Raw genomic sequence first — 14,339 nt, 5'->3', positions numbered from 1 at the left:
CCACCATTCGGCTTCTGAGCCCATGACAAGGCCGATGCCAGCAAGATCACACCCACAAGGGCCTTAAACCACCAATCACGCTGCACCAGCCACCTCACTCGCCTTGAATCAAAGATACAAAGCACTCTAACGGGCGCCGACCAAAGCACCCATAGCAGAAGCCCGATAAAAGACCGGATCAGCGCAGAGCCGCCAACGCACCCATGACCTTGGCGCTGCCACGATTTTCGACCAGCAGCCAGAACAGGTGACCGCAAGCCAGGCTGCTCATCAAGGCCAAGCCCATCCCAAGGATGTTGACCCAGGGCTGGGTCGGAAACCAATGATGCCAAGCGGCGTTGAACAACAGACAGATGGGAAAGTGAATCAAGAAAACCGAATAGGAAATTCGGCCCAGCCAAGCCAACAAACCATGATGCAGCCAATGCCAGGAACCGCGCAGCAACACCACGCCAAGCAACATCGAAGTTGCCAAGGCAATGGCAATGCGAATGCGGAACTCCAGCATCAACGCCAGACCACCGACCGCCGCCAGAGCAGCCAGCCACAACCAAGGATGACGGCGCCCCGAAGCCCAACGCGCCATCATCCCCAGCGCGTAGGAGCCGAAGAAATAGAGCCCAGTGACATCAAACCCGGCATCCCGATTGAAGAACAGCAGCGAAGCAAGCATGAGCACGCTGGTGAGACTGACCACCCAGGCCGTCAGGCGCGATCGTGCCACCACATCATGGGGATCCATGGGCCCGGCCAGCTTCTGACCCATCCAGAACAACAACACCGCCAGGCTGTACAACTGCAAATCGATGGCCACATACCAGACACCCGCAGACAGCGCCTCATGCCCCAGCCAGTTATGCAACATGAACACATGCGAGATGACACGCCAAAAATCAGGCGCCGACGGCACCGACTCATGGTGCAACCATGGCCTGATCAAAGCAGCCATGACGATGGCCAGCAGCAAGGCGGAGACATAAGGGATTGCCAGGCGAAGATACCGCTGCCAGACAAGGGAGAAAAGAGGAACACGCTGCCCAGAACGGGCAAAGCGGGACAGTTGGCCTGCCGTGAGAAAACCAGCCATGACCAAAAACACCTGAACAGCCAGGCGACCATAGTCATACAGCCAACTGATGAGGGCCGGCGCAAGGGCCAGCGCCACATCCGACATGGGCCCATAAAAAGCCAGATGGTGACTCACGATGAGCACACAGGCGACGCCTTTGAGGGCGTCCACCAGAGGCATTCGATTGACAGCACTAGAAGTCGTCATGACGGCCCATGAAAAAAGCCAGCCCCACGGGCTGGCTTGGGTGTCTTTGGTGGGACGTGCGGGGGTCGAACCCACGACAAACGGATTAAAAGTCCGCTGCTCTACCAACTGAGCTAACGTCCCAACAGCTTTTTCAAATTTTCGATATCTGAATCAGCGAAGCCTCAGATTATATCGTGTTTTTTGACCGTTTAGAACTCACGGCAGCCAATTGATCCAAAACCCAGCCTGCCGCACATTGTCCGAACGTGGCGGTCACGCTAACCACCGACCCATAGCCATGGCAATTCAAGGATCCGTCGCCAGCCAACTGGCACGATGGATCCGGGGGGGCCACTGCCTCGCGACTGAACACGCAGGCCACACCCATGCGCTTACCATCCTTGGGCGCCGCATGCTCGCGGCGCAAGCGGTATCTGAGTTGAGCCAGCAAGGGATCGTGGGTGGTCTGGCTCAGGTCGTCAATGTCCACCAGATGAGCCTGACGCTTGCCACCGGCTGCACCCACCGAAATGAAGGGCACCGACTTTCGCCGGGCCCAGGCGGCCAGCGCCGTCTTGGTTTTGACCTGATCACAGGCATCGATCACCGCAGAAGCCCCGACAGGCCACAAGTCATGCCAATTCTCGGGGGTCACGAAATCCTCCACCCGATGCACGACACAGCCCGGATGGATGTCGGCGATGCGCTCGGCCATGGCGTCCACCTTGGCCTGCCCCACCGTGGCACCCAAGGCATGGATCTGGCGGTTGATGTTGGACTCGGCCACATTGTCCAGGTCGATCAAGGTCAGCTCAGCCACGCCACTGCGCGCCAAAGCCTCGGCTGCCCAGGAGCCCACGCCGCCGATGCCTACCACCACCACATGGGCCGCGCGGATGCGCGCGGCACCCTCGACACCGTACAAACGCGCCAAGCCGCCGAAGCGCCTGTCGAGGTCAGGCTCAAGGCCCTCCAGCAGGTCGGCCACAGGCTTACTTCAAGCGGGCGATGCGGTCACGTGCTGCCGTGGCAGCCTCGGACTGCGGGTACACCTTGACCAAGTCTTCCAAGGTCTTGCGGGCAGCCTTGGCGTCCTTCAACTCGGTCTGGCAGTTGGCAATCGACAACGCGGCCTCCGGCGCCCGAGGAGAATCGGAGGCCACGCTCAACAGCGTCTTGAAGTTGGCAATGGCCTCTTTGTAATCACGTGTCGCGTACTGCGCGTTGCCCAACCAGAACAAGGCCGTCGGCATATAGCCGCTTTGCGGATAGCGACGGATGAAATCAGCAAACCCGCTCTGCGCCTGAGGGAACGCCCCTTGCCTGAATTGTCCCAGGGCAGCCTCGAAGTCTTTCTTTTCGGCCGGATCCACCTGGAACTCGCGACCGTCCACCGTCACCTTGACGGGCTCGAAGCGCCGCAGGCGGTCATCCACGCCCTGGGCAATGTCCTTCTGCCGACGCTGCATCTCGGCCACGTCACGTGCAAGTTGCTCGTTCTGGCCACGCAGACTGGCCTGTTCAGCGCGCAAAGTCTCAATCTGCGCCTGCAGATCCAACAGACTGCGGCGCAGTTGGGCCAGGTCTTCTGCAGCACGGGACGCTTCATCGGCTTGGCGGCGGGTCTGACCGTCCACCTTCTGACGCAACTCGATGATGGCCTGACGAGCCTCATCGTCACCGAACAGCGCAGCCTGGCTGGGCTGCGAGACCAAGGCCACGCAGGCCAATGCCACGCCCGACAAGGTGCGGGCCACAGGGTTCATGGAGCAGCGCATGGCCATGCTCAACGGTAGGTGATTTCAACGCGGCGGTTCTGTGCCAGCGAGGCCTCGTCGGCGCCCAGAGCCACCGGCTTTTCCTTGCCAAAGCTCACAGCCTCAAGCTGCGAATCAGACACCCCCAGCAAGGTCAGAGAACGGCGCACCGCTTCGGCACGCTTTTGGCCCAGGGCCAGGTTGTATTCGCGGCCGCCACGCTCATCAGTGTGACCCTCCAGGTTCACCTTGCGGGCCGGATTGGATTTCAGGAAACGGGCATGCGCATCCAGCAAGGCCTGGAACTGCGGCTTGACCACGTAGCTGTCGTAATCGAAATAAACCAGACGCTCAACACCGACCGGGCCTGCGGCCTTGCTGTCCGCACCGTTCAGGTCCACCCCCTTGACACCGCTTTGTGACGTGCCAGAGGCATTGCCGCTGGCATCTGTCGAACCTGTGGTGCTGGTGGCGCTGCGGTCTTCGACCGGGGCCGGGTCCAGCTTGACGCCGGAGCTGCAACCCGCCACCAGCATGGCGGCCACCAGGGCGATGGAGAAACGTTGGCTCATGAAAAACTCCTGAATGATGTTGATCTGTCAATCTGTAGGGCCTGCCGTGCACAAGGCATCGTCAAGCTCAATTCTTCTGGAAAGGGGCCCAGTCGGGTTCGCGGATGTCGCCGCCCTGCCCCGCCAAGCGGGCTTTGATCTTGCCATCGAGCGTGGTCGTCATCAGGGCTTCACGCCCCCCTTGCTGCGTTGCGTAAACGATCAGCCGGCCGTTCGGGGCAAAGCTGGGGCTCTCATCAGCCTGGGTATCGGTGATCGCGTTGACGGTGCCCGACCCAAGATCCATCACATGGAGCTTGAAAGCGCCTGACACCCGCGAGATGTACGCCAGCCATCGACCGTCCGGGCTCAGCGTGGGCGAAATGTTGTACCCGCCCGTGAAGGTCACCCGTTCAGCGGCCCCACCAGTGGTGGCCACACGGTAGATTTGCGGAGCGCCGCCGCGGTCGCTGACGAAATAGATGTAACGGCCATCGGCCGAATACACCGGCTCGGTGTCAATGCCATTGCTCTGCAAAAGCCGACGTGGCTCTCCGCCGTTGACCGAGTCAATGGTGTAGAGCTGGGAGCCCCCGTCGCGGCTCAGCGTGACAGCCAACTGACGTCCATCGGGCGACCAGGCCGGGGCACTGTTCGAGCCCTTGAAATTGGCAATCAGCCTACGCTTGCCACTGCCCACGTCATGCACATAGACCACAGGCTTGCGCGACTCGAAAGACACATAGGCCAATTGCCCTCCAGAGGGCGACCACGCTGGCGAAATGATGGGCTCAGGGCTGGTCAGGGCCGACTGGGAGTTCTCACCATCGGCATCGGCGACCCAAAGGTTGTATTTCAGACCCGCCTTCGTTACGTAGGCGATGCGGGTCGAAAAAATGCCTTTTTCACCGGTCAGCTTTTCATAAACGAAGTCGGCGATGCGGTGTGAGACAAGGCGCAGGTCGGCGGCTGGCACGGCATAGCTCTGGCCACCCAGATCCTGCCCTCGGACCACATCCCACAGCCTGAAGCGAACGTCATAGCGGCCGTCGGCCAACTTGGAGATGCTGCCGGTCACCAGCGAATCGGTATTGCGCTGCCGCCACAGGCTCACGTCCGGGCGGGAAGCCTCGTCCAACTGGGGCCCTGAGGCATCGATGGGGCGGAACTGTCCGCTTCGCTCCAGGTCGGCCGCAATGATGCCTGCCGGTCGCTGAGGCGTGCTGGTCTCGCCCCTGAAGGGCGCCACAGCAATGGGCAGTTGTGTCAGGCCCACGCCAGACACTTCGACGCGGAACTGGGCCATGGCTGGCATGGCCGCCGACAGGGCCAGCCCCGTCAGCAGAGCGCGCCGCGAGGCTTGGAAAAAAGGAGCTGAACCAGGGAGATCGTGGCGTTGGAGATTCATTCGCAGTGGTGGTCAGGTGACGACACGGGAATTGGTTGGGCGGCGGATGAAAGGCGAGTGGCACCGCGCCAAAGACCGTGATGTTACACACTGCCCAAGGGGCACTGTCACAAAGTGTGTACTTTACATGGTCCGCAGAGGTGTCAATCTGTATCAAGCGCGGGCCCTCATGGGGGCTCAGGCCGGGTCTCCATACCGCTCGGCCACGCGGGGGACCCGTAGAATCGGCCCCCAACATGCCCACCGATGATGCCAACCACCCTACTCTGCCCTTGCGCCAACGACTGGCGCGCCTGAACAGCTACTTTGGGCGCCAGCCCATGGCCTGGAGCATGGCCGTGCTGGCCACGCTGATCGGCGCCGGCACCGAACCCCTGATACCGGCCCTGATGCAGCCGCTGCTGGACCAGGGCTTTACCAAGGGCACTTTGCCGCTGTGGTTTGTGCCATTGGCACTGATGGGCTTGTTTGCCATCCGTGGCTTGGCTCAATTCATCGCCCAGTACGCACTGGCTCGCATCGCCAATGACGGCATGATGCGCCTGCGCAAAGACCTGTTTGATCGCCTGCTCAGCGCTGACTTGCGCCTTTTCCGCGAGCAAAGTGCCAGTGCACTGTCCAACACGGTGGTTTACGAGGTGCAGACCGGTGCCCAGTTGCTGGTGCAGTCCGCGCTGGGCTTCTCGCGCGACGGCTTCACATTGCTGGCCCTGCTGGGCTATCTGCTTTACCTGAACTGGCAGCTCACGCTGATCGTGGGAGTGGTCGTGCCGGGGGTGGCCTGGGTGATGAAAACCCTATCCAAACGCCTTTACCGCCTCACCAAGGCCAGCCAACAGGCCACGGATGAACTGGCCTATGTGGTCGAAGAAAACGTGCTGGCTCATCGAATGGTGCGCCTGCATGGCGCACAGCGTGGCCAGGCTGGGCGCTTTGAGGGCCTGAGTCAACGCCTGCGTGGCCTGGCCATCAAGGGAACGATCGCCTCGTCGGCCATGACGCCCTTGACCCAGTTGCTGTCGGCAGGCGCCCTGTCGATGGTGATCTGCGTGGCCCTATGGCAGGGGCGCCAGGTGGCTGGTGCGGCCAATGCGGCCATCACCGTGGGGGGCTTTGTGGCCTTCATCACCGCCATGTTGATGTTGATCGCCCCCATCCGGCGACTCGCCGATCTGGCCAACCCGCTGACACGCGGCCTGGCCGCACTGGAACGCGGACTGCGGCTGCTGGACCAGGTCCAGCCTGAAACCCAAGGTTCACACCAGGCCACCACGGTGCGTGGACACCTGGAACTGCAAAGCGTCTCGGTCAGTTACCACGCCGACAATCCGCCTGCCCTGGACCAGGTCAGCCTGCGGATCGAGCCTGGCGAAGTGGTGGCCCTGGTCGGTCCGTCGGGCTCGGGCAAGACAACTCTGGCCAATCTGCTGCCACGCTTTGTGAGCCCCAGCCAGGGGCAGGTACTGCTGGACGGTGTGGCCCTGCCCGACTGGAACCTCGGCTCTCTGCGCCATCAGTTCGCCCTGGTCAGTCAGGATGTCGTGATGTTCAACGACAGTCTGGCCAACAACGTGGCCATGGGTCAGGCCGTGGACGAAGCTCGTGTTCTGGCCTGCCTTCAGGCCGCCAACCTCGGCGACTACGTGGCCCGGCAGCCTGAGGGGCTGCGCAGTGTGGTGGGCCACAACGCACACCAGTTGTCGGGTGGGCAGCGCCAACGCCTGGCCATCGCCCGCGCACTGTACAAAGACGCACCGATCCTGATCCTCGACGAAGCCACCTCGGCCTTGGACACGGAGTCTGAGCGGCTGGTGCAAGAGGCCCTGAACCGACTCATGGCTGGTCGCACCACTGTGGTGATTGCGCACCGACTCTCCACCATCGAGCATGCAAACCGGGTGGTGGTGATGGCCGAGGGGCGGATCGCAGAACAAGGCACCCATGCGGAATTGATGGCCCGGCAGGGCCTTTACGCCCGTTTGCAGGCCCAAAGCGGCGGCGGGCACGGCATGAGCCCAAGCACCTCGCTCGACAGCCCACCTGAGCAGCCCAACTGAGCCTTTAGAGCGCCCCCGGCATGTCTGGAGCGCGCCCCCAACGCCCCCTTCATCCTGAAAACTGGCTGGGTGGGCAGCCTCTTAAACCGATGCAGATAACATTTAGAGTCTTATGAACAAGCTGAACTGTGGGCTGCTGGAGCCTTCAAGCCGCAGGAGCCAAGTCAGACTTGGCGCGAATCCGCAGCCCTGCAAGAACCGCGTGGTTTGGGGTTCTTAGGCACCATCGGGGCGTGCCCCCGAAACACACTCCCAACGTACCTGAAGCATGCCCTTGAAACCCACCCCCGGTGCCAGCCACTGCATGGGGCGGGCGCACACCGGCTCGATGCAAATGAATTGGAGTGCCTCGTGATCAGGCAGGTCTGACAGGCCCCGGGCCCCTTCCAGCCCTGGATTCCAGACCATCCACTGCGTGAAGCCGCTGGCCTGCAGGTACAAGGTGTGGGTCGAGGTCTTCAGCTGCAGTGAGGGAAGCCCCTCGAACAGGTACTCCATGCCCTCCGGCCCAAAGCGCCAGGGCTGAGCCTGGGGTGGCAAGGGCTGACCGGACAGGTTGTCCAACCCCGGTGTGGCCTCCAACCCCAGCAGCTCGCAAGCCTCCAGCGAGGACACTGCCCAATACGGATGAAGGCCACCCCCCCATTCAAAACCCGTCTGCCCGGTGTTCTCCACCTGCCAATTCAGATTCAAGGCCTCTCTGTCCAGGGTGGCAATCAGGCGCAATCGCGCTGCGTGCGGCCATCCATCCAACTGGTCTGGCAGTACCTCCAGGCAGTAGCTCAGAGAGTCAGGCTCGGCGCGCTCCAGCGTCCAACGCTGATGCCGGGCAAAGCCGTGCTTGCGCCCCGGGCCAAACTGCGCGAACTGCGGAAACAGCAAAGGCACGCCCCCACGCGCCGGCTGGTCGGCCAAACTCAAGGGGCTGAGGTACAGCAGAGACAATCCCTGTGGGGTGACTGCCTGCAGCAACTGCGCCCCCAAAGCCTGGTGGCGCAAGCCCTGCGCATCCTCCTGACCGTTCAGCATCCCGGGCCTCACAACAGCACAATGTCGTACTGATCCTGCCCCATGCTGCCTTCGGCCTGCAGCGAGATCGGTTTGCCGATGAAGTCCGACAGGCCGGCCAGGTGCTGGCTTTCTTCATCCAGGAACAGATCGACCACCTGCGTCGATGCCACCACCCTGAACTCGCGGGGATTGAACTGCCGCGCCTCCCGCAGGATCTCCCGCAGGATGTCGTAGGTCACGCTGCGGGCCGTCTTCACCTGCCCCGAGCCGCGGCATTGCGGGCAAGGTTCGCACAGCATGTGGGCCAGTGATTCACGGGTGCGCTTGCGCGTCATCTCGACCAGGCCCAGTTGCGAAAAGCCCCCGATCATGGTCTTGACCCGGTCCCGGCCCAGTTGCTTGCGAAACTCCGCCAGCACGGCCTCACGGTGGTCATCACGCACCATGTCGATGAAGTCGACGATGATGATGCCGCCCAGATTGCGCAGCCGCAATTGACGTGCAATGGCCTGGGCCGCCTCCAGGTTGGTCTTGAAGATGGTGTCGTCAAAGTTACGCGCCCCCACAAAGCCACCGGTGTTCACGTCCACCGTGGTCAGGGCCTCGGTCTGGTCCACGATCAGGTAGCCCCCCGATTTCAGGTCCACCCGCCGCCCCAGGGCTCGCACAATCTCTTCCTCCACCCCGAAAAGGTCAAAGATCGGCCGCTCGCCCTTGTAATGCTGAAGTTTGCCTACGGCCGAAGGCATGAACTCCTGCCCGAAAGCCAACAACTTTTCAGACTGTTCTTTCGAATCGATGCGGATGTTCTGGGTCTGCTCGCCCACCAGATCGCGCAACACGCGCTGCAGCAAGTTGAGGTCTTCATGCAGCAACGAAGCCGGTGGCAGACGCACCGACGCATCCTTGATGCGGGCCCAGGTCTTGCGCAGGTACGCAATGTCGTCGGCCAACTCCGCATCGCTGGCATCTTCGCCATTGGTCCGCAGGATGAATCCGCCGCCGCCTCCGGTGGCCTTCTCGCCCACCAGCGCCTGCAAGCGGCTGCGCAAGGCCTCCCGCTCGCCGACCGGGATTTTCTGAGACACCCCAACGTGCTCGTCCTGTGGCAAGAACACCAGCAGACGCCCGGCAATGCTGATCTGGGTGGACAGGCGGGCGCCCTTGGTGCCAATGGGGTCCTTGATCACCTGCACCATCAAGGCCTGGCCTTCAAACACCTGGCGTTCAATGGGCACGGCTGGTTGCGCCTGTCGCGCGGGCGGCGCCTCACCTTCGGGATGCTTTTGCCAGACATCGGCCACGTGCAGGAATGCCGCGCGCTCCAACCCGATGTCGATGAAGGCGGATTGCATGCCAGGCAATACGCGGGTGACCTTGCCCAGATAAACGTTGCTCACCAAGCCCCGCTCCAGCGAACGCTCGATGTGCAGCTCCTGCACAGCGCCGTTTTCGATCACGGCCACGCGGGTCTCCTGGGGAGACCAGTTGATCAGAATGTCTTGTTGCATGGCTTGGCTTTTTCCTCAAAGTCAGGCCGGGCAGGCCTCAAAGTTTCCAGCCGCACTGGCGCAGCAGTTCGGCCGTCTCAAACATCGGTAGCCCCATGATGCCCGAATAACTTCCGCTCAACTGCGAGATCCACGCCGCAGCGCGGCCTTGTACTGCGTAGGCCCCGGCCTTGCCCAACGGCTCACCACTGTCCACGTAGGCCTTGATACGGGCCGGCGTGAGTTCAGCAAAGGTCACCTTGGAGGTGCTCAGCGCCGCCATGCGACGGCGGCCTTTTTGAATGGCCACAGCCGTCAGCACCCGGTGGGTCTGGCCAGACAGCGCAGCCAGCATGCGCCGGGCATGGGCGGCATCATCGGGCTTGCCAAAAATCTCCCGGCCCAGGGCCACCGTGGTGTCAGAACACAACACAGGCGCCACCGGCAGGCCTCGGCGTTTGAGCCGGGCCAAGGCGGCATCCAGCTTGAGGCCGGTCACACGCTGCACATAGGTGGCCGGCGCCTCGCCAGGCAGCACAGCCTCGATGGCTTCGGCATCTTCGCCAAGGTCACCATCGGTATTCGGCAGGAGCAACCGATGCGACACGCCCAACTGCTCAAGCAACTGGCGCCGACGCGGGCTCTGGGAGGCAAGGTAGATGAATTCGGGGTTGGCCATGGACAGGCTCCAGCCAGGTTGACACGGAACAGGGCGCAGCCAAGGCCACGCCCCGGAAATCACTCGCGGTGATAAGGGTGGCCAGCGTTGACCGACCAGGCCCTGTAAAGCTGCTCGATCAGCAGCACGCGCACCATGGCATGAGGCAGCGTCAGGTCGGACAAACGGATGCGCTCATGCGCAGCCTGACGAAACGCGGGCTCCAGGCCATCGGGCCCCCCGATGATCAAGGCCACGTCGTCGCTCGCCAGCTGCCAGCCTTTGAGCTTGGCGGCCAGCGCCACGGTGGTGAGCTGGGTGCCCCGCTCATCGAGCGCCACCACACGGGCGCCCTTCGGAATGGCCGCCTCGATGCGCTCACGCTCGGCCGCCAGCAGGGTTTCAAGCGTCTTGGAGCTGCGGGGCTCAGTCTTGACGGCCTTGAGCTCGACCTTGAGCTCAGGGGGGAAGCGCTTAGCGTAATCGTCCCAGGCTGTCTGAGCCCAATCGGGCACGCGCTGCCCCACCGCCACGATCACCAGCTTCATGCCTGGCGATCCATCAAGCCTTGCTGGGCTTCTTGCGCGGGGCCGGTGCAGCAGCCGCCTTCTTGGCTGCCGGCTTCTTCGGTGCGCCCACCTTGATCACCTTGAGCGGAGCCTTCTTGGCCGCCGGCTTGGCCGTGCTGGTCTTGGCTGCGGTCTTGGTGGGTGTTTTTGCAGCCGTCTTGGCAGGGGCCTTGACCGCCGTCTTGGCGGGTGCGCGGGTTGATGTCTTGGCAGGTGCCTTCTCAGCCACAGGGGCGCCCTTCAAGGCTTTGGTGGCCTTGGCAGCAGCCTTGGCCGGGGTGGTGGCGGCGGGCTCGGCGGTCTTGGCAGACTTGGCGGCCGTCTTCTTGGCTGCAGCCTTCTTGGCCGGCGCCTTGGCACCTTCTGCGGCAACCGGCTTGGGCGCACCCAGTTTCAGACGCACTGGCGTCGCGCCCCAGATCTCTTCCAGGCGGTAGTACTGGCGGATCGCGGGCTGCATCACGTGGACCACGGCTGCGCCGCAGTCAACAATGATCCATTCGCCGTTTTCTTCGCCCTCGGTACGGGGCTTGTTGAAGCCGGCCTCACGCACGGCATCGCGCACGCTGGAGGCCAGGGCCTTGGTCTGGCGGTTGGAGGTCCCGGAGGCCACGATCACGCGCTCAAACAGCGGCGAGAGGGCTTCGGTGTTGAAAACCTGGATGTCTTGGGCCTTCACATCCTCCAGGCCATCGACGATGGCCCGCTGGAGTTTCTGGATGTCTTTTTTAGCGGAGGAGTCCGTGGAGGTGGTCATCAGGCGGATTTGTAAAGATGATGTTGTTCAATATAGCGCGCAACGCCAGCGGGAACCAGATGTTCGATGCCCAGGCCTTGTGCGACGCGCGACCGGATGTCCGTTGCACTCACGGACATGAGGGGCCACTGCAGAGGCTCCCATCGCCCTCCCGGGAGATCTTGAAGCTCAGTTTGACCGCCGGCCGCAGCACTTTGCTCACGACCAGCTACCGAAATTATAGCTTTGCGCAAAATCTCATCGTGGCGATGCCACTGGCCAAAGGCCCGGGCCTGGTCGGCACCGATGATCAGCACCAGCTCGTAGGCCGGATATTCGCGCTTCAGTTCATCAAGCGTGTCCACGGTGTAGCTGGGGCCGGCGCGATGAAATTCACGCTCGTCCACCACCACCCCGGGCAGGCTGGCGAAGGCCAGTCGGGCCATCGCGAGTCGATGCTCGCCTGGCGACAAGCCGGCCCGGTGCGCGGCCTGCCCCGTGGGCAGAACATGCAAGCGCGCCAGGCTCAGTTGCTGCAGCGCCGCCTCGGCCAAGGCGACATGGGCCCGGTGAGGCGGGTCGAATGCCCCGCCGAACACCCCCAAACGGGGCTGTTTCAGGGTCAGACCCACGCCTGGCGCACCAGAAAGTGCTCGTACAGGCGCGCCTCAGCCGTGCCCTCTGCCGGGGTCTGCTGGTAAGCCCAACTGGCCAGCGGCGGCATCGACAACAGGATAGACTCGGTGCGCCCACCCGACTGCAGACCAAAGTGGGTGCCCCGGTCCCAGACCAGATTGAACTCCACATAGCGCCCACGACGGTACAGCTGAAACGCGCGCTCATGCTCGCCATAAGGCGTGCTCACCCGGCGCTCAACGATGGGCAGGTAGGCCTGCAAAAATGCATCGCCCACGGCCTGCGTCATGGCCAGGCTCTGATCAAAGCCAAGTTCAGCAAAATCGTCAAAAAAGACCCCGCCCACGCCACGCTGTTCGTTGCGATGCTTCAAGAAGAAATACTCATCGCACCAGGTCTTGAAGCGAGGGTACTTGTCGTCGCCAAAGGGGGCGAGCGCATCCTGGCAGGTGGTATGAAAGTGCCGTGCATCCTCATCAAAACCGTAAAAGGGCGTGAGGTCCATGCCGCCGCCAAACCAGCACACCGGCGCCTTGTCCGCCGGAGTGGCAGCAATCATGCGCACGTTCATGTGCACGGTCGGGACATAGGGGTTGCGCGGGTGGAACACCAGCGACACGCCCATCGCCTCGAAGGGCGCACCGGCCAGCTCCGGGCGGTGCTGGGTGGCCGAGGGCGGTAACTGCGGGCCACGCACGTGCGAAAAGCCGCAGCCGGCGCGCTCAAACACCGTGCCGCCCTCCAGGATCTTGGTCAGGCCATTGCCCTGCAACTTCTCGCCGGCAGGTTTGTCCCAGGCGTCGGCCAGGAAGCGGGCTGCGCCGCCCCCGGCTGTTTCCTGGGCTTCGATCGCTGAGGTGATGCGATCTTGCAGTCCCAGCAGCCAGGACCGCACCGAGGCCACGGCGTCGTGTGCGGCCTCCATCAGCTCTTCACCGCCCGGTGACCGATGTCACGACGGTACTGCGCACCGTCGAAATGAATGCCCGCCGCCACCTCATACACGCGCTGCTGTGCCAGCTTGACGTTGTCGGCCAAGGCCGTCACGCACAACACTCGCCCGCCGGTCACGCGCACAGCACCGTCTTGCAGCTCAGTGCCCGCATGAAACACCACAGCATCGTCAGCCTCAGCCGGCAAACCGGTGATGACATCGCCCTTGCGGGGGGTCATGGGGTAACCGTGGGCGGCCATCACCACGCCCAGGGCAGTGCGACGGTCCCATTGCAGTTCGATCTGGTCGAGCTTGCCATCGACCGCAGCGGCCAAGACATCGGACAGATCGCTCTTCAGGCGCATCATGATGGGCTGCGTTTCCGGGTCGCCCATGCGGCAGTTGAACTCCAGGGTCTTGGGCCGGCCCTGGGCATCAATCATCAGGCCGGCGTACAAGAAGCCGGTGTAGGGGATGCCGTCCTTTTCCATGCCGCGGATGGTCGGCAGGATGATTTCGCGCATGGCGCGGGCGTGCACGTCGGCCGTGACCACCGGGGCCGGCGAGTAGGCGCCCATGCCGCCGGTGTTGGGGCCTTCGTCGCCATCCAGCAAGCGTTTGTGGTCCTGGCTGGTGGCCAGGGCGGTCACGTTCTTGCCATCGCACAGCACGATGAAACTGGCCTCTTCGCCCTGCAGGAACTCTTCGATCACCACGCGGGCGCCACCATCGTTGTGCACCACGCCAAGCTTGTTGTCGAGCAGCATGAAATCGATGGCTTCATGGGCCTCGGCGGCCGTCATGGCCACCACCACGCCCTTGCCGGCAGCCAGGCCATCGGCCTTGACCACGATCGGTGCGCCCTTGGCGTCCACATAGGCGTGGGCCAGTGCCGCATCGGTGAAGCTCTCGTATTCAGCGGTCGGAATGCCGTGGCGCTTCATGAAGGCCTTGGAGAAGGCCTTCGAGCTTTCCAGTTGGGCCGCCGCCTTGGTCGGGCCGAACACCCGCAGGCCGTGGGCGCGGAATTCATCCACCACCCCGGCGGCCAGCGGGGCCTCAGGGCCCACCACGGCCAGACCGATCTTCTCGGCCTGGGCCCACTCACGCAAGGCCTTCACATCAGTGATGGGCACGTTGATCAGGCAATTGTCGAGGGCCGTGCCGCCGTTGCCGGGCGCCACATAGACCTTGTGCACCTTGGGCGACTGGTTGAGTTTCCATGCCAGGGCATGTTCGCGGCCACCGCCGCCAATGACTAATACTTTCATGGT

General features: G+C 63.0%; 14 protein-coding genes and 1 tRNA gene. 1 reads left to right on the top strand and 14 read right to left on the bottom strand.

Annotated features, from left to right (window positions below):
* Window positions 1-178 precede the first annotated feature (178 nt).
* From AC07VS_RS08725 to tolB, 6 genes are all read right to left on the bottom strand, one after another.
* Window positions 179-1,240, bottom strand: a complete 1,062-nt coding sequence (locus AC07VS_RS08725; RefSeq protein WP_494750739.1) for an acyltransferase family protein — start codon at window positions 1,238-1,240, stop codon at window positions 179-181.
* Between the two features lie 83 nt (window positions 1,241-1,323).
* Window positions 1,324-1,399, bottom strand: a tRNA-Lys gene (locus tag AC07VS_RS08720).
* 46 nt (window positions 1,400-1,445) lie between these two features.
* Entirely contained in the window at window positions 1,446-2,246 is an 801-nt protein-coding gene (locus AC07VS_RS08715; RefSeq protein WP_494656162.1) for a tRNA threonylcarbamoyladenosine dehydratase, read from the bottom strand.
* A 4-nt stretch (window positions 2,247-2,250) separates the two neighbouring features.
* Window positions 2,251-3,024 (bottom strand): tol-pal system protein YbgF, encoded by a 774-nt coding sequence (gene ybgF, locus AC07VS_RS08710; protein ID WP_494656163.1) that lies wholly within the window; start codon window positions 3,022-3,024, stop codon window positions 2,251-2,253.
* A 20-nt stretch (window positions 3,025-3,044) separates the two neighbouring features.
* Window positions 3,045-3,587: a peptidoglycan-associated lipoprotein Pal gene (pal, locus tag AC07VS_RS08705; protein WP_492349039.1), complete on the bottom strand. Its 543-nt coding sequence runs from the start codon at window positions 3,585-3,587 to the stop codon at window positions 3,045-3,047.
* A gap of 67 nt (window positions 3,588-3,654) precedes the next feature.
* Entirely contained in the window at window positions 3,655-4,881 is a 1,227-nt protein-coding gene (tolB, locus tag AC07VS_RS08700) for a Tol-Pal system beta propeller repeat protein TolB (protein WP_494750819.1), read from the bottom strand.
* 329 nt (window positions 4,882-5,210) lie between these two features.
* Here tolB and msbA point away from each other — a divergent pair, with 329 nt between their 5' ends.
* On the top strand, window positions 5,211-7,031 hold the full coding sequence (gene msbA, locus AC07VS_RS08695) for a lipid A export permease/ATP-binding protein MsbA (protein ID WP_494750738.1): 1,821 nt from the start codon (window positions 5,211-5,213) through the stop codon (window positions 7,029-7,031).
* A gap of 216 nt (window positions 7,032-7,247) precedes the next feature.
* Here the strand turns inward: msbA and AC07VS_RS08690 are convergent, their stop codons facing one another.
* The 8 genes from AC07VS_RS08690 to purD are packed head-to-tail and all read right to left on the bottom strand — an operon-like array spanning window position 7,248 to window position 14,336.
* Window positions 7,248-8,060 (bottom strand): aldose epimerase family protein, encoded by an 813-nt coding sequence (locus AC07VS_RS08690; RefSeq protein WP_494750737.1) that lies wholly within the window; start codon window positions 8,058-8,060, stop codon window positions 7,248-7,250.
* An 8-nt stretch (window positions 8,061-8,068) separates the two neighbouring features.
* Window positions 8,069-9,553, bottom strand: coding sequence for a ribonuclease G (rng, locus tag AC07VS_RS08685; RefSeq protein ID WP_494750736.1), 1,485 nt, complete (start codon window positions 9,551-9,553; stop codon window positions 8,069-8,071).
* Between the two features lie 37 nt (window positions 9,554-9,590).
* Window positions 9,591-10,211 carry a Maf family protein gene (locus AC07VS_RS08680; protein WP_492349043.1) on the bottom strand — a complete coding sequence of 207 codons (621 nt, stop codon included), beginning with the start codon at window positions 10,209-10,211 and terminating at the stop codon, window positions 9,591-9,593.
* 59 nt (window positions 10,212-10,270) lie between these two features.
* Complete coding sequence (rlmH, locus tag AC07VS_RS08675; RefSeq protein ID WP_492349044.1) at window positions 10,271-10,738, bottom strand: 23S rRNA (pseudouridine(1915)-N(3))-methyltransferase RlmH; 468 nt, start codon at window positions 10,736-10,738, stop codon at window positions 10,271-10,273.
* 13 nt (window positions 10,739-10,751) lie between these two features.
* Entirely contained in the window at window positions 10,752-11,516 is a 765-nt protein-coding gene (gene rsfS, locus AC07VS_RS08670; RefSeq protein ID WP_494750735.1) for a ribosome silencing factor, read from the bottom strand.
* Window positions 11,516-12,121 (bottom strand): nicotinate (nicotinamide) nucleotide adenylyltransferase, encoded by a 606-nt coding sequence (gene nadD, locus AC07VS_RS08665; protein WP_492349163.1) that lies wholly within the window; start codon window positions 12,119-12,121, stop codon window positions 11,516-11,518. Before nadD ends, rsfS begins: the two co-directional genes overlap by 1 nt.
* On the bottom strand, window positions 12,118-13,056 hold the full coding sequence (hemF, locus tag AC07VS_RS08660) for an oxygen-dependent coproporphyrinogen oxidase (RefSeq protein WP_494750734.1): 939 nt from the start codon (window positions 13,054-13,056) through the stop codon (window positions 12,118-12,120). Before hemF ends, nadD begins: the two co-directional genes overlap by 4 nt.
* Window positions 13,056-14,336 (bottom strand): phosphoribosylamine--glycine ligase, encoded by a 1,281-nt coding sequence (gene purD / locus AC07VS_RS08655; RefSeq protein ID WP_494750733.1) that lies wholly within the window; start codon window positions 14,334-14,336, stop codon window positions 13,056-13,058. The genes hemF and purD overlap by 1 nt, the downstream gene beginning before the upstream one ends.
* Between the last annotated feature and the right edge of the window lie 3 nt (window positions 14,337-14,339).

It is taken from the genome of Curvibacter sp. GW821-FHT01G03, from assembly GCF_059422285.1.
Note: the sequence above shows the minus strand (reverse complement) of the source record. Positions and strands in the feature narration are given on the sequence as shown.

Coding starts and splice junctions, on each gene's coding strand:
- pal (WP_492349039.1), bottom strand. CDS start 3,587: ATGAGCCAACGTTTCTCCATCGCCCTGGTGGCCGCCATGCTGGTGGCG.
- rsfS (WP_494750735.1), bottom strand. CDS start 11,516: ATGACCACCTCCACGGACTCCTCCGCTAAAAAAGACATCCAGAAACTC.
- msbA (WP_494750738.1), top strand. CDS start 5,211: ATGCCCACCGATGATGCCAACCACCCTACTCTGCCCTTGCGCCAACGA.
- AC07VS_RS08690 (WP_494750737.1), bottom strand. CDS start 8,060: ATGCTGAACGGTCAGGAGGATGCGCAGGGCTTGCGCCACCAGGCTTTG.
- rng (WP_494750736.1), bottom strand. CDS start 9,553: ATGCAACAAGACATTCTGATCAACTGGTCTCCCCAGGAGACCCGCGTG.
- rlmH (WP_492349044.1), bottom strand. CDS start 10,738: ATGAAGCTGGTGATCGTGGCGGTGGGGCAGCGCGTGCCCGATTGGGCT.
- purD (WP_494750733.1), bottom strand. CDS start 14,336: ATGAAAGTATTAGTCATTGGCGGCGGTGGCCGCGAACATGCCCTGGCA.
- AC07VS_RS08680 (WP_492349043.1), bottom strand. CDS start 10,211: ATGGCCAACCCCGAATTCATCTACCTTGCCTCCCAGAGCCCGCGTCGG.
- ybgF (WP_494656163.1), bottom strand. CDS start 3,024: ATGAACCCTGTGGCCCGCACCTTGTCGGGCGTGGCATTGGCCTGCGTG.
- tolB (WP_494750819.1), bottom strand. CDS start 4,881: ATGCCAGCCATGGCCCAGTTCCGCGTCGAAGTGTCTGGCGTGGGCCTG.
- hemF (WP_494750734.1), bottom strand. CDS start 13,056: ATGGAGGCCGCACACGACGCCGTGGCCTCGGTGCGGTCCTGGCTGCTG.